The following is a 24099-nucleotide window of genomic DNA, read 5'->3' on the forward strand; positions in this document are numbered from 1 at the left end:
TTAACAATCAGGAAGCTGTTAATAATTCCAGAATGAGGTAGAAAAGAGAAGGGCAAAGTAAACAACCTAAGCCTGTATAGAAGGTAGCTGAAACTGCTCCATAAGGAACAAGTTTAGGATCTGTTGCTGCTAGACCTGCTGTCACTCCACTTGAAGTCCCCATTACTCCTCCATAAGCTATAGCCGCGGTAGGGTTATCAAGCCCGATTCTTTTGGCAAAAATGGGAGTCAAAACGGTGACAGCGATAGTTTTTACAACTCCCGTTGCAATGCTCAGGGCAATTACTTCGGAACTAGCTCCCAAGGCTCCTCCCGTGACTGGTCCAACAATATAGGTACATGCCCCGGCACCTATTGTACATAAACTGACAGCATCTCGGTATCCAAAGGTCCAGGCAATGAGTACTCCTGCAATAAAAAATACCAATGTACCGGTGATAAGAGATGCAAGGCCAATCCAGCCGCTCTTTTTGATTAGAAAGAAACTGGCACCCATGGCTGTAGCAACGATGGTAAAGTCTCTAAACATTGAGCCTCCCAGAAAACCAACTCCTTTAAAAAGCTCTAGGTCAGCAAGACCCTTGTTTCCATTTGTAATCAAACCTCCCAAATATCCTAAGCCCAATCCTGCAAAAATTGCGATTGCAGAGCCAGGAATTCTACGCTTGAAAATTGCTCGACTTAACCAATCCGAAACAAAATAAAGGAGCCCAATCAGTAAAAATGCTAGAATCAGCCCATTTTGATCGATTACTTTAAATAGTTCCTGCATCGGTTCTAGGCTTGAAGTTTTCAATCAAAAGCTTGAATGCAAAAAAGGCTAGAATCACTGGGATCACTCCAGCTAAAATGGCCAATATTCCTGATGATAAGGCTGATCTCACGTTGAGGCTAGCTGCCATGGCAATTACCACAGGTATATAAAGCTTTCCCCAGAAATTAATACCAAAGGTCATTTCTGAATCCAGAAGATTTCTTTTCGTTAACCGTTCTTTGCAGAGCAATAAAATAATCATGGCAAAGCCAACTCCCCCTACATTTGCATCTATACCCAAAATAGAACCTAATATTTCTCCTGCCCACTGGCCCATCAAAAATGAAAACGCGAGTAAGGCTAATCCATAAATCATATCAGAAGAGTTTTTTAAGTTCGTTTTTGGTCACTTTACCCATGGCATTTCTCGGTAAATCTTTGAGCTGTATGTAGTTTCTTGGGATTTTATAAGCGGGTAGTCGTTCTTTCAGCCAGAATATTAGTTCTTCTTTTTGAATTGACTCCGAGCAAACAATTCCAGCGGCTACCAACTCTCCCCATTCTTCATCCGGAATACCTATTACTCCACAATCTTTGATCACAGGATGTTTACGAAGCACTTCCTCTATTTCGAGAGCTGATATTTTATATCCACCGGATTTGATGATATCCACGGAATCTCTCCCTAGTAATTTATAATATCCATCTTCGATGGTAGCAATATCTCCGGTCTTGAACCAACCGTCTGAGGTAAAGGCTTTATTTGTTGCTTCTGGTTTCCTCCAGTATTCTTTAAAAACGCAGGGGCTTTTTACCTGTATTTCTCCCGAGTCCCCGAGTTCTATCTCATTATTGTTTTCATCCACAATCCTTATTTGAACCTCTGGTAGTGGGAAGCCAACATGACCGGCTCTTCTTTCTCCCTGGTAAGGATTACTTAAGGCCATTCCGATTTCAGTCATTCCGTAACGTTCAAGCAAATAATGCCCAGATAAGCTTTTCCATTTTTCCATTACTGAGACAGGTAGAGCGGCTGATCCTGAAACCATCAGACGGAAACCCTTCATTTTCTCCTTCAATTCTTTTTGATCCGATTCTGATAATGATTCAATTGCTTGAATGAGTTTGAAATACACTGTAGGTACAGCCATGAAAACATTGATTCTTGTTTGGATAAATGCTTTCAAGACCTCTTCTACTGAAAATGGATGAACAAACTGAATACAGGCACCTGACCACATGCAGCAAGCTAAAACATTGATGATTCCATGTACATGGTGAAGTGGTAAAATCCCCAGAGTATAATCGTTTTGACTCCAATGCCAAGCCTTTACCAATGTTGAAATTTGTGCTTCAATATTAGCATGAGTAGTTAGCACGCCTTTAGGAAGACTGGTGGTGCCGGAAGTGTACAGGATCATAGCACCTCGTGTCAAGGAGATTTCAGGGAGATTTGTGCTATGGGATTTATTTTCGGTTAAAGACTCAATATTTAAACTTCGAATGTTTCCTTTTTCTACAATCGGAGTTAAGATTTCCTGATATTCATTTCCAAAAAGCAAAATTTCTGCTTCTGTATCATCCATTACATACTGCAAGGAGGGAAGAGGGTAGCTGATGCAAAGCGGAACAGCAATACCACCAGCCATCCATATAGCCCATTGGGTTTTGACATAATCAAACCCAGGAGAAACCATGAATGCCACGCGAGTCTGATTCAAATCAGATTGTCCCTGAAGTAGGATGCCGGCTAAATTTTGGGCCTCTGTCAATAACTCTTGGTAATTATAAGAGCCTTTAGCGTCAATGATGGCGATGTTGCTGCTAAATCTCTCAGCGTTTTGGAATAGGGTGAGCATTTGAGAAAATTCTTTTTTCCAATATAGGAAGTACTTTACTGATGAAAGAAACTTTGAACACCCTAAACTTCCGCCATTGGAAAAATCAGGCATAAAAAAAGCTCCGATTAATACCGGAGCTTCAATTAATAAGTACTGATGTTATTTTTTAACAGCAGGTTTCGGACCTTCTTGCTTGCTTACTTTATCACCGTCCTTCAGTTCTTTGCTCACCACGAAATATGGACCTGAAATGACTTGATCTCCTTCCTGTAAACCTTCCAATACCTCAATGTTTTGGAAATCAGAAATACCAGTCTTGATTGTCTTCATTTTCGCCTCTCCATCTTGCATCACAAATACCAATTCACGCATTTTGGTAGAACCGTCCGCCAAAGTATCCAATTGATCTTCTCTTGTGGTAACTGCAGAAAGTGGAAGGGACAACACGTTTTCTTTTTGATTGGTGATGATCTCCACAGCGGCTGTCATCCCTGGTCTAAACGGATATTTGTTTCCAGCTGCAACCAAATCAGCATAAGAACTATTGAGAATTCTGATTTTCACTTCGAATTCCGTAACTGCATCTGCTGAAGGTTTGGTATTCGCTGTGTTTGCAATGCTAGTTACTATTCCTTTGAATTTTTTTCCTGAGAATGAATAGGCATCTACTTCAATAATGGTCGTATCACCCTTGCTCAATCGAACAATATCATTCTCATTTACATCTACCCTTACTTCCATTCTGGAAAGGTCAGCTATGGTTAGCATTTCAGTACCCGCCATTTGCTGTGTTCCAACAACACGCTCACCTTTTTCTACCAAAAGATTGGATACAATTCCGCTAACCGGGGAATAAACGTTGGTTAATCGTAAATTTTCAGCCGCTTCGTTTACAGTAGCTTGAGAACTTTTCACAACAAATTCTGCAGCCACTACGCTTTGCTTTGCTGCTTCTAAGTCTTTTTGTGCTGTGATGTAATTCGCCTGAGCCTGCTCAAATTCGGAGTCTGAGATAGCCTTTTGCTCATAGAGTTTCTTTTGTCTGTTGTATTCCAGTTCACTTCTGGTATACTGTGCTTCTGCTCTCTGAAGACTTGCTTTAGCCTGTGCCAAATTGGCTAATTGCTGGTTCAAGTTTGCACGGCTTCTATCTAGTGCTGAAACAAAATTATCAGGTCTGATTTTCACTAGAAGTTTACCGATTTCTACAGAATCACCTTCAGCGACATTAAGTTCTATAATTTCACCGGCAACATCCGGGCTAAGGTTTACTTCAATTTCCGGCTGGATTTCTCCGGAGGCACTTACCTTCTCAATGATGGAATTTTTTCCAACTGAAGCTACTTCTACATTGGTGACTTTTTCCCCACCAATCCATCCTGCCGCACGGCCGATGATTGCAAAAACGATGATAACACCTACTATTCCAAGTAGGTAGTAAAGGAGTTTATTTGATTTTTTATTAGCCATGGCTTAGTTAAGGTTGATAGGGTTTCCTAGATAGAAATCAAGGACTTTTACTCTGAAAATATAGGTGTATTTAGCGTTCAATAAATCGGCCTGAGCATTGAAGTAATTGGCTTGAGCCACTTGAAAATCAACTGAATTTATAGCGCCTAGATCAAATCTTTGCTGTGCTATTCTAAATGATTCCTCCAAGCTTTTCACTCTAGTCACAGAAGCAGAGTAGGATTGCTGAGCAGCCAAAGCTGAAGTGTATGCTGATTCAATATCCTGTCTCAATTGATTTTTAACTTCTATTTCAGTTACTTCAGCAAGTTGCCTCTGTACTCTTGCTCGCTGAAGAGATGCTTTATTGCTTAATTGAGAAAAGATGGGAATGTTCAATTGCAAATTCACAGACTGAGAAAGGTTGTTTTCTATCTGAGTGGTGAATGCATCGGGTTCTCTCCCAGGGATTCCTCTGTCCACATAGTTAGAGAAAACATTGGCTCCAATACCTAAGGTTGGTAAAAAAGCTCCTCTTGCTGCTTTTACTCCATATTCTGCACTTTCAATATTTTTCTCAGCTGCTTTTAATTCTGGCATAATTGCTAAGGCACTTTCATAAATCTGAGAAGGATTTTCAGTTGCCATTAGAGATTCGTTGATTTCGAATTTAGGTTCAATTACCTCGAATTCATCCGTGAAAGGAATTTGCATCGCTTGGGCCAGATTTAACTTTGCTATCCTAAGCGAATTTTTTGCATTGATTACTTCCAGTTCATTAGTAGCATTTTGAGCTTGTAAATCCAATTGATCTGAAAGGGGAAGAGAACCAGCCTCCACCAAACGAGTGGTTCTTGCCAGCTGATCCTTAGTTGTTTTCAATTGATTTTCAGCAATATTCACTTGCTCTCGGTTGAAGACAACATTGACAAACAAATTGATCACATTTAGGGTGATATCATTTTTGGTTGCTTCAATATTGTACAAACCCGCCTCGATGTCAGCTTGTGCCTGATTGATTGAGCTGTTGATTCTTCCTCCAGCAAAAATACTGACATTGGAGTTGGCGAATAAGTTGATGTTACCGATCCTTTGGGTTTCAAAGAGGTTAGTAACCGGGTTGATGGATCTACCCCATCTATATCCTGAGCTAGCGCCTGTCTGGAATGAAGGGTATCTGCTTCCTTTATTTTGAAGAAGTGTGGCTTCATTGCTAAGTTGGTTCAGTTCTGATCTTTTGAGGGAGAGGTTGTTCTCTAAAGCAATTTGAACAGCTGTTTCCAGGTCATAGGCTCCGGAAACATCTTGGCTCATTGCAGAAAAATAACAACCCATAACCCCAATAATACTAAGTATAAACTTTTTCATGTGGTGAGTTAAAGGTCAATATCTGGTATATAAATTAATTCTTTTATCCAGGGAAGTGATTTAAGGTATTCTATAGTAATAGAGTTAATTCCGGAATCCATTTCAATTACGTGGCAGGCCAAGTCGTTTTTACCTTTTCTAGACACCGACATTGTTGCAATATTGGCTTTTTCCTGAGCTATAACTGAAGAGATGAAAGCGATAGCACCTGAAACATCCTGCGCTTTGATGATTAATGTATGCATCTGAGCAGAGAAATTGGCAACAAAACCATCTACCTCTGCAATGTTAATCACCCCTCCGCCTAAACTTTCCCCAACTACTTCTATTTTCTTATCTCCTTTAGTTAAAAGGAGTTTTATTGTATTGGGATGATGTACAGATGAATTACCGATCGATTTAAACTGGTATTTAAAATCTGTTTTCTCTGCAATTTTTAAGGCATCCTTTATTCTCTCATCATCGGTTTTAAAGTCCATTAACCCACCAATGATCGCTCTATCACTGCCATGGCCTTCATAGGTTCTGGCAAATGAATTATAAAACACAACTTGCGCTTGATCTGGCTTGGAGCCAAGAACTCTAATAGCAGCTCTTGCTATCCTTACAACTCCTGCCGTGTGCGATGAAGATGGGCCAATCATTACAGGTCCTATCATATCAAAAATGCTACTTTTTCCAGCCATTGCCCGAAATATCCAATTTTGGTGCTAAAGTCAAATCTATTTGTAACTATCGCCTAAAATTGCCAATTAATGGCCATTTTAGAGGCATATTATTTCTCAATTCTTAATATTTAACTCCATTCTAAATAGACAGTTTGGAATAATGTCCGATTACGTACAAAGCTATGAGCGATTTTGAAACAGTTCTTTATAAATCATCTGATTCTGAGACATGGCTATCCGATCCCATGGGAAGGATTCCCAATCGGGCCATGTATTTTGGAGATGGTCTTTTTGAAACAATGGTCTATGATGGAGAGCAAATCAGGTTTTGGGATTACCATTGCCAAAGGCTTTCATCCGGCTTGACTTTACTAGGATTTGAAGATTTTAAAGTTCCGGCAACAGAAATGACACATTTAGCGGATTTTTACGGAAGTGGAAAACCGCTTAGAATAAGGTGGACTGTTTATCGAGAGGGATTGGGAAAATATAGCCCTGAGAGTAATTTAGTGTCTCAGGTACTTCACTTTCAGCCTTTTCATCCAGCACCGAAGTTGAAAGAAATTGCCGGTTTTTCTGAAAGTATATTTCTGGTCGGAAATGCTTTTTCCTCACTTAAAACAATTTCAGCGCTTCCCTATGTCCTTGCCAATCAAGAAAAGGTAAAAAAGGGACTGGATGAATTGATTTTAATGGATAATACTGGAAATATTTCTGAAGGTAGTACATCCAATATTTTTTGGATGAAGGATGGGAGGATCTTCACGCCATCTCTATCGACGGGTTGTATTGATGGTGTGGGAAGGAAAGTTTTAATTGAAAAATTAGCTCAAATGGGATTTGAAGTAAATGAGGGAGAGTTTGGACAGACTGACTTATTGAATGCTGATTTGGTTTGGGTCAGCAATGTCACGGGTATCAGTATGATCCATCAAATTGAAAATCAAAAATTTGATCCAAATCTTCCTGATTTTCTGGAAAACATTTTATGATTCTTGCTTAAAATGAAAGAATAAAATGAAGACCTTTCTTCTAAAATCTTATATTTATCGCTTTAATCAAACCAAACACCTTTTTGTATTAAAGAATTAACCATAAAACCCAACCTATTTAAATTATGCTCTTAGAACCCTTAGACCTGGCGGTATTTATAGGATACTGTCTATTGATTATCGGAATGGGGCTTTTTGTTTCTCAAGAAAAAAAAGGTCACGTAAAAAACTCCTCTGATTACTTTCTTGCTTCTAAAGCACTCCCTTGGTGGGCAGTTGGAGCTTCTTTGATTGCTTCCAATATTTCCGCGGAACAATTTATAGGGATGTCTGGATCAGGCTTTGCCCTTGGTCTTGCTATTTCTACTTATGAGTGGATGGCAGCAGCGACTCTCTTAGTGGTAGCGATATTCTTTTTGCCAGTTTATATCAAGAAAGGTATTTACACCATGCCAGGATTCTTGCTGGATAGATATGATACCAGAGTGCGTACTACCATGGCCATTTTCTGGCTTTTATTGTATGTTTTTGTCAATCTTACCTCAGTTTTATATCTAGGCGCACTAAGCTTAAATACCATTCTGAATGTTCCTTTGGTTTACGGAATTATAGGTCTGGCTTTGTTTGCGATGATTTACTCCATTTACGGAGGATTAAAAGCAGTTGCTTGGACAGATGTAGTACAAGTGGTATTCTTAATTGTGGGTGGCTTAGCTACCACCTATATCGCGCTTCAAATGGTAGGCGGAGGAGATGCTTGGGAAGGCATTGGCTTATTAAGAAAAGAGGTTCCTGGACATTTTTCTATGATTTTATCGAAAGGGGAAATGATGATTCCTGATGGTCAGGGCGGAACAAGAGATGCTTATCTTGATCTTCCGGGAATTTCAGTCTTGGTTGGAGGTATGTGGATTACCAATTTAAGTTACTGGGGATTTAACCAATACATTACCCAAAGAGCATTGGCCGCAAAAAGTTTGGATGAAGCTCAAAAGGGGATGATTTTCGCAGGTTTCTTGAAATTGTTGATGCCATTGATCGTGGTTATCCCTGGAATTGCAGCCTTGGTTATTGTCAATAATGGTCTGGATGCGACATTCATAGAATCCATGAAAGATCCGGGTACTGGCTTGATCAAATCAGATAGAGCTTACCCTACTTTATTACAATTACTCCCAGTTGGTCTAAAGGGCTTGGCCTTTGCTGCTTTGACTGCTGCCATTGTATCATCTTTGGCATCTATGGCTAATAGTACCTCTACTATTTTCACCATGGATATCTACAAGAAGTACTTTGGTCAAAATGCATCTGAGTCCAAGCAGGTTTCTGTAGGAAGGATTACGGCAGGTGTAGCATTCTTTATTGCTGCATTGGTAGCACCAGCATTGGGTCAACTGGATCAGGCATTCCAGTTCATTCAGGAATATACCGGATTTATCAGTCCTGGAGTTTTCGCTATTTTCTTCTTCGGAGTTTTCTGGAAAAAAACCACTTCCAATGCAGCCTTGGTGGGCGCAGGATTAAGTATTCCATTATCCATAGTTTTGAAAGTAGTGTTCCCTGCTTTACCGTTCATCGATAGAATGGGTGTGGTATTCTTGATACTTGCCGCCTTGATGATTATTATCAGTTTGGTAGAAGGAAAAGGAAAAGATCATCCAAACAGCATTGAAATCAATAAGGCATTGTTCAAAACTAGCCCAGGCTTCAAGATTGGGGCATTCATCATTTCTGGAATCATTGCCGCTCTTTACATAGTATTCTGGTAAGAGATGAGAAAATTATTATTAGGACTTGATTTAGGCAGTTCTTCTGTCAAAGCCTCTCTTTTGGATGCCGATACAGGGAAATCTTTAATATCAAAGGCCTTCCCGAGCCAGGAAATGCCCATTGATTCACCTGAATCAGGATGGGCAGAACAAGATCCTGAAATGTGGTGGAAATATGTGGTGCAGGCTAGCAACTTTGTAATTAAGGAGGCTCAAGTCAAAAAAGGTGAGCTTCATGGAATTGGAATTGCCTATCAAATGCATGGATTGGTTTTGGTTGATAAAGACCAGAATGTCCTACGATCCTCCATTATCTGGTGTGATAGCCGAGCTGTTTCAATTGGAGAAAAAGCTTTTCAAACAATAGGGGAGGAATATTGCCTTTCTCATTTGCTTAATTCTCCGGGTAATTTTACTGCATCCAAGTTGCGCTGGGTAATAGAAAACCAACCCGAGTTGGCAGCAAAAATTCACAAAATGATGCTGCCTGGTGATTTTATCGCCATGAAATTGACTGGGGAAATTCTAACTTCTGAAACGGGTCTCTCTGAAGGGATTTTCTGGGATTTCAAGAAAAATGGAATAAGTAAACAGGTACTTAAAAACTATCAAATTGCTGAGTCTTGGATTCCAGAGGTAGTTCCTTCTTATTCATTGCAAGGAAGGGTGAATTCCAAGGCTTCCCAACTCACAGGAATTGAAGAAGGTGTTCCTGTTTCTTACCGTGCGGGTGACCAACCTAATAATGCATTTTCATTGCAGGTTCTAAAGCCCGGTGAGTTGGCTACTACAGCAGGGACTTCCGGTACCGTATACGGGGTATGCGATACACCTTTATATGACCCAAAGTCAAGAGTAAATACTTTCGTCCATGTGAATCATACAGAAAAAAAGCCTTCATACGGCGTTCTTTTATGTGTCAATGGAACTGGTATTTTAAATAGCTGGGTCAAAAAGGCTATGGGAGCTTCCAAAATAGATTATGAAGAGATGAATCAATATGCCTATTCTGCAGGAATTGGGGCTGGTGGATTGACTTTTATCCCTTTCGGAAATGGAGCTGAAAGAATTCTACAGAATCAGCAGCTGGGAGCACATCTGCTTGGTCTTGATTTACTGAAACACGATAAAAGGCACTTAATGAGAGCAGCCCAAGAGGGCATAGTTTCAGCTTTGACTTTCGGGTTTAGAATTATGAAAGATATGGGATTGAACCTTAAGACAGTCAAAGCTGGTAAAGCAAACATGTTCTTAAGCCCTGTATTTAGGCAAGCGTTTATCCACATGAATCAGGTCAGCTTGGAGCTGTATGATACCGATGGGGCTCAGGGAGCTGCTAGAGGAGCTGGAATCGGAGCTGGTGTTTATGGATCTGAAACCGAAGCTTTTCAAGGACTGCAACTGCTTGAGACTTTCGAGCCTAATGAGAATTTCATAGAACCATATGAGGAAGTTTATTCCCGTTGGCATAAGTGCCTGGAGGGAATCCAAAAAATGGCCTTATAATTACTGAAGACAAACCTAAATAAACCTATTATGACGAAAACCTATTTTAAAGGGATTGACAAAATTTCCTACGAAGGAAAAGAAAGCGACAACCCATTGGCCTTCCGTTATTATGATCCTAATCGAATGATTGGTGGAAAAACGATGAAGGAGCATTTCAAATTTGCTATAGCTTATTGGCATTCCTTCTGCGGAACAGGTGGAGATCCTTTTGGTCCTGGAACAATCAGCCATCCTTGGGATGCGAATCCAGATCCTATCCAAAGAGCAAAAGATAAAATGGATGCTGCCTTTGAATTTATTACCAAAATCGGAGCTCCTTATTATTGTTTTCATGATATCGATCTGATTGATGAAGGAAACTCTTTGGCAGAATATGAAAAACGCATGGAGATCATTTCTGACTATGCACTTCAAAAGCAAAAAGAAACAGGGGTAAAATTACTTTGGGGTACGGCTAATGTATTTAGCAATCCTCGCTACATGAATGGAGCCTCGACTAACCCAAATTTTGATGTAGTGGCATGGGCAGGAACCCAAGTGAAAAATGCGATTGACGCTACCATTAAGTTAGGCGGTGAAAATTATGTTTTCTGGGGAGGAAGAGAAGGATATATGTCTCTGTTGAATACTGATATGAAAAGGGAAACTGAGCACTTAGCCCAATTCCTTGGCATGGCTAGAGATTATGCAAGAAAAAATGGTTTCAAAGGGACCTTCTTTATAGAGCCCAAGCCGATGGAGCCAACTAAGCATCAATATGATTACGATTCAGCAACTGTTATCGGCTTCCTGAGGCATTTTGGTTTGGATAAAGATTTCAAGTTAAACATCGAAGTTAACCATGCTACCTTGGCTGGACATACTTTTCAACATGAATTGCAAGTAGCAGCTGATGCTGGTATGCTCGGAAGTATAGACGCCAATCGAGGAGATTATCAAAACGGTTGGGATACTGATCAATTTGCCTTGAATCTGCAGGAATTGACTGAGGCCATGTTGGTATTGTTGACTTCAGGTGGTCTGCAAGGCGGAGGAGTAAATTTTGATGCTAAAATTCGTAGGAACTCGACGGATATGGATGATTTATTCCTTGCACATATTGGAAGTATGGATGCTTTCGCTAGAAGCATGATGATTGCACAGGACATCCTGGAAAAATCAGATTACCTAGAAAGAAGGGCTCAGAGATATTCCAGCTTTGATTCAGGCAAAGGGAAAGATTTTGAGCAAGGTAAATTAGGCCTAGAAGATTTACGAAACTATGCTGCTCAAGTAGGAGAGCCAACCCAAATCAGTGGTAAGCAGGAATACTATGAGAATTTATTGAATCGTTTTATTTAAATTAAAGAGGCAATCGCCTCTTTTTTTATGACCAGACTATGAGAAATATACTTGCACTACTTCTTATTACCTTTCTGTTTTCCTGTACAGATAAATTTGAATCTGTAGTAACGCTTCCCTCTGTTCTAAGTGATGGAATGGTTTTGCAAAGAGACAAACCGGTTACCATTTGGGGAAAAGGAATCCCAGGAGAAAAAGTACGAGTAAGTATTGCGGGGTCAATTTCCAGTGGAAAAGTATTGCCTGATAGTACCTGGAAAGTGAGTATACCTGCCAATGTAGCTGGAGGTCCACACATCATGCAGGTAAATCAGCAACAAGTCAAAGATGTGTATTTCGGGGATGTTTGGCTTGCCGGAGGACAGTCCAATATGGAGTGGCCTTTAAAGTCTGGGGTGATTGGTGGCAAAGAGGAATATGAATCAGGAGGAATTCCTTTGATTCGTTTTTTTAAAGTTGAAAAATCATATGCAGCTATTCAGAGATCAACAATTCCACCTGCTGAATGGAGGAAGGCAGATAGTTCTAATTTGATGGATTTTTCAGCCATAGCCTGGTTTTTTGCGAAAAAAAATCATCTGGAAATGGGTGTTCCGGTTGGAATTATAGAGTCCAATTGGGGAGGAACTCCTGCAGAAGGATGGACTAAGGCAGAGATTTTGGCTGAAATGCAAAATATGTCCTATTCAGAGGAAGCATTGGATATGCAAGAAAATCAGGAGAAATGGGAGAGGGAATTTCAGGCAAATGAAAATCGGAGAGAAATGAGGGATATGATGGTTCATCATCCAGACTCAATATCGGCAAAGGATGTGTCATCTGTTTCATACAACGATTTAAGCTGGAAGAGAATTAACCTTCCAGCAGATAATCCTCTTTCAGATATCGCATGGTTGAGAAAATCATTCAATCTGACTAAGGTTTCTGACCTGGAGCTTATTTTACCTGCAATTGATCAAATGGCTTTCATTTATGTCAACGGCAAACTGGTTCATCATAAAGACTGGGGCTCAGTAATGCCAGATGTTAAAGTTCCGGACGATCTTTTATTTACCGGAAAAAACGTGATCACAATTAGAGTCATCAATACTTGGAACAATCAACCGAGAATTGGAGAAAAAGGTATGATGTATCTCCTTCAGGATGGTAGAAAAATAAATCTAGAAGGAACTTGGGCATATTCCAATGATTTGGTCGAACCTAAACTTCCAGAGGTAAAGTGGTATAACTGGAAGCCGGGAGCGATGTACAATGCTATGATTCACCCCTTGGTGAATTATACTTTAAGAGGGATTATTTGGTATCAGGGTGAAAGTAATGCAGGTAGAGCGGGAGAATACCAAGCTCTGTTTTCTACTTTGATTTCAAGTTGGAGAACAGCCTGGAATTCTAAGGAGTTGCCGTTTCTCTTTGTTCAGTTAGCGAATTTCATGGAAAGAAAGGAAATGCAACCAGAAAGCAACTGGGCAGCATTGCGGGAAGCTCAGCGAAAAACTTTAGAACTTCCGAAAACCGGAATGGCTGTAACAATTGATATCGGAGAAGAAGATGATATTCACCCCCGAAATAAAAAAGATGTCGGGGAAAGGCTTTGGCTACAAGCAAAAAGGATTGTTTTCAATGAACAAGTGGTGGCTTCGGGGCCTGAGATTAAATCCATTGCCAAAGATGGAGCGCATTTAACTTTGACCTATGAGTCCACCGGTGAAGGCCTGACTCTAGTGAAAGATGGAGATGTATTAGGCTTTATCATCAAAGACCAAAATGGCAAGTGGCATCAGGTTAAGGGACAAATTGAGGGGAAAAATCAAGTGAAAATTCCATTGGAAAGTGGAATAGAACCTATGGAACTACGTTATGCATGGGCTGATAACCCTGAAGTCAACTTAATCAACTCAGAAGGACTTCCTGCGATCCCATTCCAGAAAATAATGGCTAAGAAAGAGGAGTAACCCTATTTTTCTTTCACTTCTTGAACTTGCTGCATTTGATTGACTAATTCCGCATATTCTGGACGTGAAGGTATTTTAACCACGTTTTCCAAAAAATCAATGCTTTCAAAAAGGACTCCTTCCCAATCTTTGGAGGTAATGGAGCTGGCTATTACATGGTCTCCTGCCTGAGGGAATGCTACTTCTCTCTTTAGGGACTCTGGAGTGGATACCTGTTGATACATCTCGAGCATTTTGGGAACAGACACCACAAAATCCTGCTCTTCTGCACTTTTATAATAATAGCCTAAAAATAAAGGCTGATTTATCTTTTTGAACGTGCTTTCATTCATCATGCTGTATAATAATACAGCTAAACTTTCATAAGCGTGGATATGGTAATCTTCAGACCAAAAAGCAGCTTTATCACCTTTTCTTTCCTGATGAATAACACTGTTTTCCATCATGGTTTTTTCCATTAGAAACTTTGACCAAGGCTTAAAAAGAGGCTCTAGCCTACCGCCATTATCCCTTACAGCTGGGGAGTAAAGCATGATGGCTTTAATATCTTCTTGCTGACTAGCTAGGAGTAGCGTCAATGCTCCTCCCATGGAAGTGCCAATTACAATTACTTCATCTCCCAAGCTTTTTCCGATTTGATAAGCTTCACCTGCAGCATCAGCCAGTTTTTGAGCACTTATGTACTCCATACCGTTCTCTCGTTTGATACCATGCTCAGGTAATCGGGTTACAAAAAGGTTGGCCCCAAAATGGTCTGCTAAAAATCTATGCACAGGATCACCTTCCATAGGACTGGCTCCAAACCCGTGAATATATACGATAGAGTAGGGTGTTTTTCTTTTATTGGCGCTGTCAGCCCAAATGATGTATGCCTCATTTCCAGCTTTCAATCCTTTTACAGTATCCTCTCTTTGTTGAATATATTCAGAAAGCTCATTGACGCGAGTAGGAACCTCAGGGAATTGGATTTGTAATTCCTGCTCTTCCACTTTTGGGCCCAGCATATAGACTATGGCAATAAGCATTGCAGTGGCAAAAAGCCCAAGGAATATTTTACGAAGCATATCTCTAGTTCAGTTTCAAAATTGGAGAGCTCGAATTTACGACGATTTGGTTACCATTTTTCAGAAATAAAAAAGTCCGTGTTTTCAGTTGTGAGTTATTGGAGATGTTACCCTTATAACTAAGCCCAATCAACCTGTCGAATTTTTTAAAATCTCTGATCTCCGACAATCGAATACCTTCAAAATTTTCAAATAGATAAGAAATATCAGAACCAGCCTGAAGTTCGCCATAGGACTCTGTCAGGGTGATAGCGATGTTGGAGATATTTCTAAAATCATAGATCGGCAAGCAACTTAAGGCAAAGGCTCTTCCAAGCTGAGAACTACCTGTAGAGTTCTCGGATAATAATTCAGGTTCTAATTCTAGTACCACTTGGAAGTCTTTTGAATTAACGGTATCTGTTGATTTGGAGTAGGTATTATTTATGTAGGGTAGGTACAGCACTTTGAGATCTATTGCATTAGCTGCCCGCGGTGGTGGACAAGATTCGTATAAATCAGGTAATTGCTCTTGAACACAGGAAGACCCCACCAAAAAAGCTAAGTATCCAAAACACAGAATCAAAGTGCTATTGATAGATTTTGAGGTAAATAGTGTTTTCATAGCAAGTGATAAGATGCTTTTAAAGAAAATAAATCATTTTTATTTGAATGTCAGAATCCTAGATTGAAGCATTCATTATATATACTTAAATATCTGAAAATGAGTTTTGTAAAATATGAATTAAATATACTCAGAATCGGGCCGGAATTAAAAATCCTTTTTGGTTAAGTGATAGAAATTAAATTTCTGGAAATTTTGATGTATCGATTTACTAATATTGCCGTATAAGCAAAAAAGTACAATCATGAAAAGAGCCCTATTATTTTTCCTGTTCCTCCTAGTATTCAATTTTGTCAGCGCACAGGAACCTGTACCTTCCCGTTCTGTATATGTCGAAATCGGTGGGCCGGGACTTCCATATAGCTTCAATTATGATTTTCGATTTGATAAAGAAAGAATGGATTCCTGGGGAATGAGAGTTGGGATGGGAGGTTATAAAACTTCTGATAACGATTCTTTTTTCTCCATACCATTGATGGTCAATAGGCTTTATGGAAAGGGTCCTCATTATTTTGAGTTAGGATTCGGTGCCACTTTTTTTGCCTTTGATACCTATGACAATTCTTATTGTATCGATGGTTTTTTCAATCAAAACGGAGAATATATATGCAGACAAACCTCTTCTAATTATTACAGCTTTATTTTAGAAGTGGACGGTTCTCCTAGTGTAATGGGAACGATGAATTTTGGTTATAGAAAAGTCCCTGTGGATGGAGGTTTTACTTGGAAGGTCAATATCAACCCAATATTTAACAACAATGGTTTTTGGCCACTCTTTGCAGGAATAGGAATTGGTTATTCATTTTAAAAGATTATGAAAAAATTTGTATTAGTATTTTTATTTCTTTCTCTGATTGGACATTCTGCTTCCTACGCCCAACAAACAGAGAGAGAGCAAGGCAGAGGAGTTTATTTTGAGCTTTTTGGTAGTGGCCTTACCTATTCTATCAATTACGATCAAAGGTTTGAAAAGCGATTTGATGGATTGGGCTTCAAAGCGGGTCTTTCCTACATTGGAGTAGATGGCACCTCTGTGGCAACTTTTCCCTTAGGATTAAATTACCTGCTTGGGAAGAATGGAAAATACTTTGAAATGGGTTTAGGTGGAACTTACTTGGCGGGAGCCGATAGATCAAATACCTTTTTCTCAGGAGATAGCAGAACGACGGGAGATGGATTTGTGGGGAATTTGATTCTAGGCTATAGAAGTGAACCTCAAGATGGAGGATTTTTGTTCAGGGCCTCTGTCACGCCAATGTTTGGATCAGGGTTTTTCTGGCCCTTTTATGCTGGTTTCAGTTTTGGTTATGCTTTCTAAATTTCAAAACCATAATCTCTCTCAACCCTACAAATTCTTGTTTTATAGCATTGATACCATTTGAGTTTGCCTAAAGTTTGGGCCTCTAGGTGATCTAGATTCTGCTTCCAGATTTTGATGGATTCCAAGTCCTTCCAATAACTTACTGTGATTCCTACTTCATTTCTTGCGCTTTCGTGCCCAAGATATCCTGCTTGCTGACTAGCTAAGTTTACCATCAATTCTGACATTTCTGCATAGCCTGCTGTTTCATCGCTTAAAATCGAAGAAAAAATCACTGCATAATAGGGGGGAGTTGGAGTCTGAGCTAGCATCTGTATTTATTTTTCGTATTCCATATAGTTTTTAGTTTTTTGGAAAACCTCGTTCCCAAAAGTCTGGCTTACTAAATGCAAAGCCAAATCAATTCCGGCAGAAATTCCTGCGGCTGTAAAAAGCCGATCCCCTGATTGAACAAATCTGCTTTTTCGGATAGGAATAGAGGTAGGGCTTAACTTTAAAATATCATCATAAACCTCATGATGGGTACAGAATTGCTGTTGATTCAGTAAGCCAAGTTTGGCAGGTATCCTCACACCAGAACAAACAGTCATGGTCCACTTTGAGGATTGGATAAGCCTATTTAGCTGATTTAGGGAATCTTGATTTTTAATCACCCTTTTACTTCCGTCTCCACCTGGGATTACTAAAAAATCTAATTGCTCAACTGAATCAAATGATTTAGCTGGTTTCACTGTCAGATTGCCAATGGTTGTTAGGCTGTTTAAGGAATCTCCTATGGTAAATACCTCGAGTTTTTCTTTACCGATAATTTCACTCGCTACTGAAAAAACTTCAAATGGTCCTGCGAAATCAAGAACTTCCACATCCGGAAAGATGTAAACACCCAAGCTTAATTTTTGTCCTGATTGAGCCATATCTGATGAATTGGAACTAATAGAATTTTAGAAATTGAAATGAAGTTAATCCTGATTTTATGTTCTGATTAATTTTTGAGAGTTTCTTCTTTTGATATGAATCAAATAATTATTTCTACTTAATCAAATTATAAAAACCCATCGTAATTTTGTATGCAAGACGAGTAATTATTTTCCAGGAGCAAAATATTATTTCGTTTACTGTATTCTATTTATCGTAAAGATAAGATCTCATAGGGTTAGTTGATTAAGAGTACAAACCAAATAGGGCTCCTTCCCTGAAAAAGGAATAGTGATTTTTGTTTATCACCAAGAGCCCCGGCCTAAAACCGGGGCTTGTTTTTTATTTACCCAAGCTTTCCAACACCATTTTAACCAGCTCCGCCTTGTCTTCATTAGGTATCCATCTGGCGACTATGAGTAGATCATTTTCAGGATCCACATAAATCATGTTGGTTCCAGCTCCAATATGTAAAAAGGCAGATTTTGGAGCTGCAGGAACTTGTTTCAAGTCTTCGTTCAAAAAGTAATTCATGAAACCATAGGAAGGATTGGCCGGAGTAGGGGTCTTTGATTTTTTGATCCATTCAGGAGCTATCAATTGTTTTCCATTCCAAGAACCATTTCTAAGGGTTAAATAGCCAAATCTCGCCTGATCCCAAGCGGAAAGCATCATTCCACCACCCCAATGAGACCCACCACTTACTGATTGAATAATTTGACCATCTATTATTACAAAAGAGTTTTCATAGCCCGTCCAGCGCCAAGTATCACTGGCGCCTATCGGGTCCATAATTTTTTCTTTCAAGACAGTTGGAAGTGGTTTTCTCCATATATTCAAAAGTGCCAATGCCAGTACATTTACTCTTGTATCATTGTATTCATACACAGATCCAGGTGTGTTTTGCGGTCTCGCTCTTTTTTTGGACACTCCTTCACTGGGTCTATCAGCCCAATCAGGCTTACCCCATAAGCTTCCTTCCCAATCTGAAGTTTGTCTCAATAAATGATCCCATGTAATGGTTCTGTTGTGTTCCGTGTCAAAAAGCTCAAATACATCCTCTTCAAAAAAATGATCAGACTTGTTGACCATCAATTTGGCGGGTTCATAGGGATAAATCGGAGCCATATAAGGATAGACCAGATCATTTTCGTCTGCAATTAATCCTTCTTGAACAGCTAATCCTGCAGTGGTAGATAAAAAGCTTTTGGCAACTGAAAATGTCAAGTCAACTCTATCTGGTTCACCCCATTGACCGACTACATATCCTTTGTAAATGATAAGACCTGTAGCAGGACCTCTGGTTTTCATAGGACCCACAGGATAACCGAATGGTTCGCGACCAAAACCAGATTCATAATGGGCTATTTTTAAATTAGGATTTGCATCGCTTTCATGAGATTTGGCAAATTGAATTGCCTCAGCAATTTTGTCCGAATTCATACTTAATTCGGAAGGAGATTTTTGCTCCCATGCGCCCTTTTCGGGGAAATAAACTTGGGCACTGGATATTGTGGAAAATAAACAAAGGATCAGGGCAGTAATGTAGAATTTTGTCATGATTGGATGATTTATTGCGATTTTACCAAAAAAAGAAAGTAAAGCCTCACCGTTGATGTATTTGAGGAATATGGTATCAAAATTAGATCATATCAAACTCTTTCTTTTTTCCTTGGTTAAATTTCTGAACTTTATAAGCAAGTAGATTAGAATACACATTGTTTTACCCAGCAAAAAAATGAAAGAGAAAAAAATTTACATTATTGGTGCAGGAATATCAGGATTGATTGCCGCTTTGGAATTAGAGAAGGCAGGATTTTCTCCTGTAATATTGGAATCAAGCGATCAAGTTGGAGGTAGAGTTAAAACTGATGTGGTAGATGGATTTCTCTTGGACCATGGGTTTCAGGTATTGAATACTGCTTATCCCGAGGCCAAGAAATATCTGGATTTTCAAGCGCTTCATTTGAAGACTTTTGATCCAGGGGCAGTAATTCTTAATTCGAAAGAGTCCTATATCATTTCAGACCCAATGAGAAACCCATTGAAAATTATGGGGATGGTTTTTTCTAAGGTTGGGACCTTTTTGGATAAAGTGAAAATGTTTGCTTTGACTCATGAATTGAAGAAAAAGACCAACGAGGAAATTTTTAACACTCCAAGTTTACCCACCCTTCAGTATTTGAAAGCGTATGGGTTTTCTGATCAAATAATTACGAATTTCTTCATTCCTTTTTTCAGAGGAGTTTTTCTCGAAAAACAATTAAATACCTCCTCCAGAATGTTTGAGTTCGTGTTTAAAATGTTTTCCCTTGGTCATGCGGCCGTTCCTGAAAAAGGAATGGGTGAAATACCTAAACTCTTGCGGAAACAGCTAAGCACAACTCAAATCTATTTCAATACTGCAGTTAAGGAAGTTCAGGGAAATGCAATCCATTTAGAAAACGGTGAAACCTTATTAGCAGATAGAATCATCATAGCTGTTCAACCTGATAAAGTGATGAAGCAGCTTCAGGGGCAGTTTGCTGCTCCTAGAAAAGTGATAAATATGTATTTCTCTCTACAAAAATCTTTCTTGGCCAGGCCTATGATAGGTTTATTAAATGAGGGGAAGTATGTGAATAATGTTGTGTTTATGGATGATGTTTCAGATGCATACAGTGGTTCTGATAGGTCATTATTATCGGTGACTGTTTTAGAATCTGACTTAGAAGAAAAAGAGCTAGTAAAAGCTGTTCAAAGTGAGTTGGAGGCTGTTTCTGGCATCAAGTCAGAATATTTTAAGCTGATAAAAACTTATCAAATAAATTATGCTTTGCCAGTCTTGGATGATTTGAAATATACAATTCCATTTACTGAATGTAAGATTACTGATCATGTCTTTTTAGCAGGAGACTACTTATTAAATGGTTCAATAAATGCAGCTATGACTTCGGGAAGAATTGCCTCTGAGGCTGTTGTACATTCTTATATGCCAACTCATTAAGTATACTTTGGATCATACTTTTTTCGGTTTTTATATATATTATATATTTCTTTCCGTAACTTTTGAGAGTTTAAATCACCACCCTCAATGAACTCTAAATACCTCAAACTTGAAAAGGATACCATTCGACGGCATATATTGCTGATTGGTATCCTTTTTATATTCTCGAATTATACATTAGCTCAAAGCTTGGTGAAAAGCCAAATGGATCAGTTGGACTCCATCGTTAGGCCTGCTTCCAATTCAGTTGGATTCTCAGTCGTAAAAGATAGCGACCTGGCCAATTTTAAATCCTCCCTTGAAAGCCAATTGAAATCTATTGAGGATGAATTGGCCCAGATTTCCAAAAAGAATGATTCCCTTCAGTATTTGGTGGATTTGGGAAAAACAGAGTCTTCTAACGAGGCTCAAACTGAACAAAAGCCTGTATTTGCATCATCCAGCGATTCGGACCTACCAATTCCCCTTCCTATTTTTTATGCGATTATAGTAGTATTAATCATTTATGCAGGATATATAAGCCTTCGTTTTTTTTCAAATCAAAGCATCCTAAGAACTAATGAGGAAAGGATTATTAATATTGAAAAAGAGTTTGAAGCGCATAAAAGAAGGGCTGTAGAAAGGGAGAGAAAGCTCAAAAGAGAATTGATAGACGTCAAAAGAGATCAGGGGATCGAACCCGAGGAGGACGAAGAATAGATTGGCCTAAAAGTATTGTTATAGGTTAAATTCCTTTCCTCAATCAGGAGTGTCACCAACTACATATTGTAATCCATTAAGGAAAAACTCCAGAAGGTCCGGATTCTCAAAGCTTTGAGCGTTATGAGAGGCTGCTGAATACATAACTCTTCCTTTTCCTTCCGACTTGATCCAAGCCACATAGGTTTTTCCTGCAGTAAGTTCCTGGTTTTTTCTTTGATCTTTGATTTCAGAATTATTGAAAAATAGCAAAGGTTCGAAGGCTAATTCTGAATAGGCATTTTTGTAAAAATAAGGTTCATCCACATGAACAAATCCATTAGCAGGAAAATGCTTTACAAGAGGATGCTCAGCATCTTCTAAGTGAATATGGATAGTTTGCTGAGGAGGATGGTAGTCAAAACTAGCACCCACCAATTTGCTAAAATCCATAGAGTTATTTTGAGTAGTTACTGCTCCGTGTAATAGGAATAAGCCGCCTCCATTTTTGACATAATCGATTAGATTTTGCTCTAACTCCATAGCCTTGCTCATGAGAGAAACGGAATCCTTATCCTGCACAATATTTAATTGGTCCCAAAATAAGTTTCTGTGTTCTGGTTTTGAACAGGTATTATTCATCACCACTGCATCATATTGGGCTAAATTCTCTTTCTCAAACTGGTTGATATCTATACTTTCTACAACCTCAAAGGCGCCACTTTTCTTACTGATAACTTTGATCATTTCTGTGGTATGTGGAATTACCCAATGCTGAAAGCCGGTGTAAAGTGAAAAAACCAATATTTTTTTCTTTTCTGAAAAGGGAAAATTAGTTTTAGAGGGAGCAAGTTTTTCTATTTTCTGTTGCCATTCTTCGGTAAGTGCTACTTCTTTCAAATCCTGACTTAGGGCATTAAGGGTAGCAAAAGCAGCAAGCGAAAAAGTCAAAATAAATTTTTTCATAGGGGTTGGAGAGTTAGAAGTCAATTAAATAATCTGATTATCCGCAATCATGCCAGTTGCCTTATTTTCCTTGATTGACCGGTTGGATACTTCGACTTCGCTCAGTACAGGCGACCGAAGACCGAAGCAATCCATTTAGCTGACAATAAGCCGTATTTGGTTGTTACTGTTAGGAAAGCGGATATCCATATTAATTAATATTCATGATCAGAGCCAACTATTTAATGGTGAACGGGTATTTTTTGTAAACAGTCCCGCCATTTTATGAACACCTAATTGCTTTTGGGGGTTATATACCTGAATAGAATTTTTATGAACATTGAAACAGAAACTTTTGAAGAGAAAAAACTAACAGTTGCCATCGCTGGGGCAGGAGGCTATATCGGTCGATGGTTTATTCACCAGTTCAAAGATAAATACAACATTATAGGCCTTAGCAGGAGAAAGGTCAAGCACAATCCCAATCCTGAAGTAAAATGGAGACAGGTAGAGCTTTATTCCATTACTTCTACAGTGGATGCTTTAAAAGACGTGGATGTGGCGATTTATCTTGTTCATTCTATGAATGCATCCACGAGATTGAATCAAGGCAGTTTTGAGGATACGGATCTATTATTGGCAGATAATTTTAGCAGAGCTGCCAACATTAATCATGTCAAGCAAATCATTTATCTGGGAGGTTTATTGCCTGATGAGCCTGAAGAAAAACTGTCTCGTCACCTTCGAAGTAGATTGGAAGTAGAGCAAACTTTAGGTTCCAGAAAGGCAAAACTAACTGCTTTGAGGGCTTCTATTATCGTAGGACCCGGTGGATCGAGCTTCGACATGATCAAGAATCTGGTTGATAGACTTCCCGTGATGATGTGTCCCAAATGGACTGAGTCTGAAACTCAACCCATTTCTTTAAGAGATACTTTAGACATCATGGACACTTGTATTGGGAATCCAAATGTTTACGGGAAAGCTATAGAAATTGGCAGTCCTCAAGTGATGACTTATAGAAGTATGCTGGAAAGGACAGCTGAGGTAATGGGGAAAAAGCGCTTTGTCTTTTCAGTTCCTGTTTTTTCTTTAGGCCTTAGTAAATTTTGGGTTGGACTTTTTGGTGATAGCCCACCACAATTGGTTTCACCCCTAGTGGAAAGCTTGATTCATACGCTTACAGTTTCTCCAAATTTGGCGTTTAAAGAGAAAAAAATTGATTATCTCAGCTATGAAGAGTCTGTCAGCATAGCATTGAACTCCAAGGAAAAACCGATTTTACCCAAATTCTATAAGAAGAAAGGTGTTAAGAATACGGTAAGAAGTATTCAGCGTATGGCGAATAAAAATGGCCACACAGCCACCTGGGTAGGAAATCGATATAATATTTGGTTGCCCAGTTTTTTTAAGTTTTTGATTAATGGAAAGACGACAGAAAGAGGCGATGTTGGTTTTCATTTGCTTTGGGGGAAAAAGCCCATGCTGCAATTGACCATGATTCCTGATAGAAGTGATCAAGAAAGGCAATTATTTTACATTACAGGAGGATGGCTTGTAAAACGCTTTGATTATGGATGGCTTGAGTTTAGAGGAGTTTTAGGAGGGAGGTATATTATCACAGCTATTCATGAGTTTGTTCCCAGGTTGCCTTGGTTCATTTATGTTAATACCCAAGCAAGATTTCACCTATGGGTTATGAATCGATTTAAAAAATATTTAGAAAGAAAAGAGGATTAGCACGTCTTTATCCCTCTTATATTACGTAAGAAAAATAAGGCTCAGAAATCGCTCTCTTAATCAGTATTAGATTTTAGCGCAAATTGTCAAAAACGATTGTAGAGATATCAATATTTTGATTTTCCAACGACCTCAAATAAATCAACACAAATGAAATGCCCATGAGGAAAAATCTCACACAACTTGTCCCGTCCACCGCGGCG

General features: G+C 39.1%; 22 protein-coding genes. 10 read left to right on the plus strand and 12 right to left on the minus strand.

Features of this window, described 5'->3' with window-relative positions; all coding sequences use genetic code 11:
- Positions 1-7: 7 nt before the first annotated feature.
- The 6 genes from madM to sdaAB all read right to left on the minus strand — a co-directional run bounded on the left by madM (position 8) and on the right by sdaAB (position 6098).
- A complete protein-coding gene (gene madM / locus FL972_RS08990) occupies positions 8-772 on the minus strand; it encodes a malonate transporter subunit MadM (RefSeq protein ID WP_144604931.1) in 765 nt (254 codons plus the stop codon).
- A complete protein-coding gene (gene madL, locus FL972_RS08995) occupies positions 756-1130 on the minus strand; it encodes a malonate transporter subunit MadL (RefSeq protein WP_144604932.1) in 375 nt (124 codons plus the stop codon). Before madL ends, madM begins: the two co-directional genes overlap by 17 nt.
- A 1-nt stretch (position 1131) precedes the next feature.
- A complete protein-coding gene (locus FL972_RS09000; RefSeq protein ID WP_144604935.1) occupies positions 1132-2613 on the minus strand; it encodes an acyl-CoA synthetase in 1482 nt (493 codons plus the stop codon).
- 141 nt (positions 2614-2754) lie between these two features.
- Positions 2755-4065 carry an efflux RND transporter periplasmic adaptor subunit gene (locus tag FL972_RS09005; RefSeq protein ID WP_144604936.1) on the minus strand — a complete coding sequence of 437 codons (1311 nt, stop codon included), beginning with the start codon at positions 4063-4065 and terminating at the stop codon, positions 2755-2757.
- Between the two features lie 3 nt (positions 4066-4068).
- Positions 4069-5412, minus strand: coding sequence for a TolC family protein (locus tag FL972_RS09010; RefSeq protein ID WP_144604938.1), 1344 nt, complete (start codon positions 5410-5412; stop codon positions 4069-4071).
- An 8-nt stretch (positions 5413-5420) separates the two neighbouring features.
- Entirely contained in the window at positions 5421-6098 is a 678-nt protein-coding gene (sdaAB, locus tag FL972_RS09015) for an L-serine ammonia-lyase, iron-sulfur-dependent subunit beta (RefSeq protein WP_144604940.1), read from the minus strand.
- Positions 6099-6262: 164 nt separating this feature from the next.
- Here sdaAB and FL972_RS09020 point away from each other — a divergent pair, with 164 nt between their 5' ends.
- The 5 genes from FL972_RS09020 (at position 6263) to FL972_RS09040 (ending at position 13643) form a co-directional block, all read left to right on the plus strand.
- Positions 6263-7072 (plus strand): aminotransferase class IV, encoded by an 810-nt coding sequence (locus FL972_RS09020; protein WP_144604942.1) that lies wholly within the window; start codon positions 6263-6265, stop codon positions 7070-7072.
- A gap of 125 nt (positions 7073-7197) precedes the next feature.
- Positions 7198-8841 (plus strand): sodium/sugar symporter, encoded by a 1644-nt coding sequence (locus tag FL972_RS09025; RefSeq protein WP_091654103.1) that lies wholly within the window; start codon positions 7198-7200, stop codon positions 8839-8841.
- A 3-nt stretch (positions 8842-8844) separates the two neighbouring features.
- On the plus strand, positions 8845-10347 hold the full coding sequence (locus FL972_RS09030; RefSeq protein ID WP_144604943.1) for a xylulokinase: 1503 nt from the start codon (positions 8845-8847) through the stop codon (positions 10345-10347).
- Between the two features lie 30 nt (positions 10348-10377).
- The gene (gene xylA, locus FL972_RS09035; protein ID WP_091654100.1) at positions 10378-11691 is read left to right on the plus strand and encodes a xylose isomerase; all 1314 of its coding nucleotides are present in this window, start codon (positions 10378-10380) and stop codon (positions 11689-11691) included.
- 38 nt (positions 11692-11729) lie between these two features.
- Positions 11730-13643: a sialate O-acetylesterase gene (locus FL972_RS09040; RefSeq protein ID WP_144604945.1), complete on the plus strand. Its 1914-nt coding sequence runs from the start codon at positions 11730-11732 to the stop codon at positions 13641-13643.
- A 2-nt stretch (positions 13644-13645) separates the two neighbouring features.
- Here the strand turns inward: FL972_RS09040 and FL972_RS09045 are convergent, their stop codons facing one another.
- Complete coding sequence (locus FL972_RS09045) at positions 13646-14707, minus strand: alpha/beta hydrolase (protein ID WP_144604947.1); 1062 nt, start codon at positions 14705-14707, stop codon at positions 13646-13648.
- A 4-nt stretch (positions 14708-14711) separates the two neighbouring features.
- Entirely contained in the window at positions 14712-15311 is a 600-nt protein-coding gene (locus FL972_RS09050) for a hypothetical protein (protein WP_144604949.1), read from the minus strand.
- A gap of 244 nt (positions 15312-15555) precedes the next feature.
- Here FL972_RS09050 and FL972_RS09055 point away from each other — a divergent pair, with 244 nt between their 5' ends.
- Both FL972_RS09055 and FL972_RS09060 read left to right on the plus strand, forming a co-directional pair.
- Entirely contained in the window at positions 15556-16119 is a 564-nt protein-coding gene (locus FL972_RS09055; RefSeq protein WP_144604951.1) for a hypothetical protein, read from the plus strand.
- A gap of 6 nt (positions 16120-16125) precedes the next feature.
- Positions 16126-16629 carry a hypothetical protein gene (locus FL972_RS09060; protein ID WP_144604953.1) on the plus strand — a complete coding sequence of 168 codons (504 nt, stop codon included), beginning with the start codon at positions 16126-16128 and terminating at the stop codon, positions 16627-16629.
- Here the strand turns inward: FL972_RS09060 and FL972_RS09065 are convergent.
- The 3 genes from FL972_RS09065 to FL972_RS09075 form a co-directional block, all read right to left on the minus strand.
- Positions 16626-16943: an antibiotic biosynthesis monooxygenase family protein gene (locus FL972_RS09065; protein WP_144604955.1), complete on the minus strand. Its 318-nt coding sequence runs from the start codon at positions 16941-16943 to the stop codon at positions 16626-16628. The two genes, FL972_RS09060 and FL972_RS09065, sit on opposite strands and share 4 nt — an antisense overlap.
- 6 nt (positions 16944-16949) lie before the next feature.
- A complete protein-coding gene (locus tag FL972_RS09070) occupies positions 16950-17546 on the minus strand; it encodes a DJ-1/PfpI family protein (RefSeq protein WP_144604957.1) in 597 nt (198 codons plus the stop codon).
- 343 nt (positions 17547-17889) lie between these two features.
- Positions 17890-19107 carry a serine hydrolase domain-containing protein gene (locus FL972_RS09075; RefSeq protein ID WP_144604959.1) on the minus strand — a complete coding sequence of 406 codons (1218 nt, stop codon included), beginning with the start codon at positions 19105-19107 and terminating at the stop codon, positions 17890-17892.
- Positions 19108-19285: 178 nt separating this feature from the next.
- On the opposite strand from FL972_RS09075, the gene FL972_RS09080 reads away from it, so the two are divergent.
- Both FL972_RS09080 and FL972_RS09085 read left to right on the plus strand, forming a co-directional pair.
- Positions 19286-20533, plus strand: coding sequence for an NAD(P)/FAD-dependent oxidoreductase (locus FL972_RS09080; RefSeq protein WP_144604960.1), 1248 nt, complete (start codon positions 19286-19288; stop codon positions 20531-20533).
- An 87-nt stretch (positions 20534-20620) separates the two neighbouring features.
- On the plus strand, positions 20621-21232 hold the full coding sequence (locus tag FL972_RS09085; RefSeq protein ID WP_144604962.1) for a hypothetical protein: 612 nt from the start codon (positions 20621-20623) through the stop codon (positions 21230-21232).
- Positions 21233-21271: 39 nt separating this feature from the next.
- Here the strand turns inward: FL972_RS09085 and FL972_RS09090 are convergent, their stop codons facing one another.
- Positions 21272-22177 carry a ThuA domain-containing protein gene (locus FL972_RS09090; protein ID WP_144604964.1) on the minus strand — a complete coding sequence of 302 codons (906 nt, stop codon included), beginning with the start codon at positions 22175-22177 and terminating at the stop codon, positions 21272-21274.
- 312 nt (positions 22178-22489) lie between these two features.
- Between FL972_RS09090 and FL972_RS09095 the strand changes: the two genes are divergently transcribed.
- Positions 22490-23896: an NAD-dependent epimerase/dehydratase family protein gene (locus tag FL972_RS09095; protein ID WP_144604966.1), complete on the plus strand. Its 1407-nt coding sequence runs from the start codon at positions 22490-22492 to the stop codon at positions 23894-23896.
- Positions 23897-24099 lie beyond the last annotated feature (203 nt).

Origin of the sequence: Algoriphagus algorifonticola, from assembly GCF_007655305.1 — a bacterium.
Taxonomy (GTDB): Bacteria; Bacteroidota; Bacteroidia; order Cytophagales; family Cyclobacteriaceae; genus Algoriphagus; species Algoriphagus algorifonticola.

What these genes read in the sequence shown, in the direction of transcription:
- FL972_RS09050 (WP_144604949.1), bottom strand. Translation starts at nt 15,311, where the DNA reads ATGAAAACACTATTTACCTCAAAATCTATCAATAGCACTTTGATTCTG.
- FL972_RS09095 (WP_144604966.1), top strand. Translation starts at nt 22,490, where the DNA reads ATGAACATTGAAACAGAAACTTTTGAAGAGAAAAAACTAACAGTTGCC.
- FL972_RS09025 (WP_091654103.1), top strand. Translation starts at nt 7,198, where the DNA reads ATGCTCTTAGAACCCTTAGACCTGGCGGTATTTATAGGATACTGTCTA.
- FL972_RS09030 (WP_144604943.1), top strand. Translation starts at nt 8,845, where the DNA reads ATGAGAAAATTATTATTAGGACTTGATTTAGGCAGTTCTTCTGTCAAA.
- FL972_RS09000 (WP_144604935.1), bottom strand. Translation starts at nt 2,613, where the DNA reads ATGCTCACCCTATTCCAAAACGCTGAGAGATTTAGCAGCAACATCGCC.
- FL972_RS09080 (WP_144604960.1), top strand. Translation starts at nt 19,286, where the DNA reads ATGAAAGAGAAAAAAATTTACATTATTGGTGCAGGAATATCAGGATTG.
- FL972_RS09070 (WP_144604957.1), bottom strand. Translation starts at nt 17,546, where the DNA reads ATGGCTCAATCAGGACAAAAATTAAGCTTGGGTGTTTACATCTTTCCG.
- FL972_RS09090 (WP_144604964.1), bottom strand. Translation starts at nt 22,177, where the DNA reads ATGAAAAAATTTATTTTGACTTTTTCGCTTGCTGCTTTTGCTACCCTT.
- FL972_RS09060 (WP_144604953.1), top strand. Translation starts at nt 16,126, where the DNA reads ATGAAAAAATTTGTATTAGTATTTTTATTTCTTTCTCTGATTGGACAT.
- madM (WP_144604931.1), bottom strand. Translation starts at nt 772, where the DNA reads ATGCAGGAACTATTTAAAGTAATCGATCAAAATGGGCTGATTCTAGCA.
- FL972_RS09040 (WP_144604945.1), top strand. Translation starts at nt 11,730, where the DNA reads ATGAGAAATATACTTGCACTACTTCTTATTACCTTTCTGTTTTCCTGT.
- FL972_RS09045 (WP_144604947.1), bottom strand. Translation starts at nt 14,707, where the DNA reads ATGCTTCGTAAAATATTCCTTGGGCTTTTTGCCACTGCAATGCTTATT.
- FL972_RS09075 (WP_144604959.1), bottom strand. Translation starts at nt 19,107, where the DNA reads ATGACAAAATTCTACATTACTGCCCTGATCCTTTGTTTATTTTCCACA.
- madL (WP_144604932.1), bottom strand. Translation starts at nt 1,130, where the DNA reads ATGATTTATGGATTAGCCTTACTCGCGTTTTCATTTTTGATGGGCCAG.
- FL972_RS09010 (WP_144604938.1), bottom strand. Translation starts at nt 5,412, where the DNA reads ATGAAAAAGTTTATACTTAGTATTATTGGGGTTATGGGTTGTTATTTT.
- FL972_RS09020 (WP_144604942.1), top strand. Translation starts at nt 6,263, where the DNA reads ATGAGCGATTTTGAAACAGTTCTTTATAAATCATCTGATTCTGAGACA.
- FL972_RS09005 (WP_144604936.1), bottom strand. Translation starts at nt 4,065, where the DNA reads ATGGCTAATAAAAAATCAAATAAACTCCTTTACTACCTACTTGGAATA.
- sdaAB (WP_144604940.1), bottom strand. Translation starts at nt 6,098, where the DNA reads ATGGCTGGAAAAAGTAGCATTTTTGATATGATAGGACCTGTAATGATT.
- FL972_RS09065 (WP_144604955.1), bottom strand. Translation starts at nt 16,943, where the DNA reads ATGCTAGCTCAGACTCCAACTCCCCCCTATTATGCAGTGATTTTTTCT.
- FL972_RS09085 (WP_144604962.1), top strand. Translation starts at nt 20,621, where the DNA reads ATGAACTCTAAATACCTCAAACTTGAAAAGGATACCATTCGACGGCAT.
- xylA (WP_091654100.1), top strand. Translation starts at nt 10,378, where the DNA reads ATGACGAAAACCTATTTTAAAGGGATTGACAAAATTTCCTACGAAGGA.
- FL972_RS09055 (WP_144604951.1), top strand. Translation starts at nt 15,556, where the DNA reads ATGAAAAGAGCCCTATTATTTTTCCTGTTCCTCCTAGTATTCAATTTT.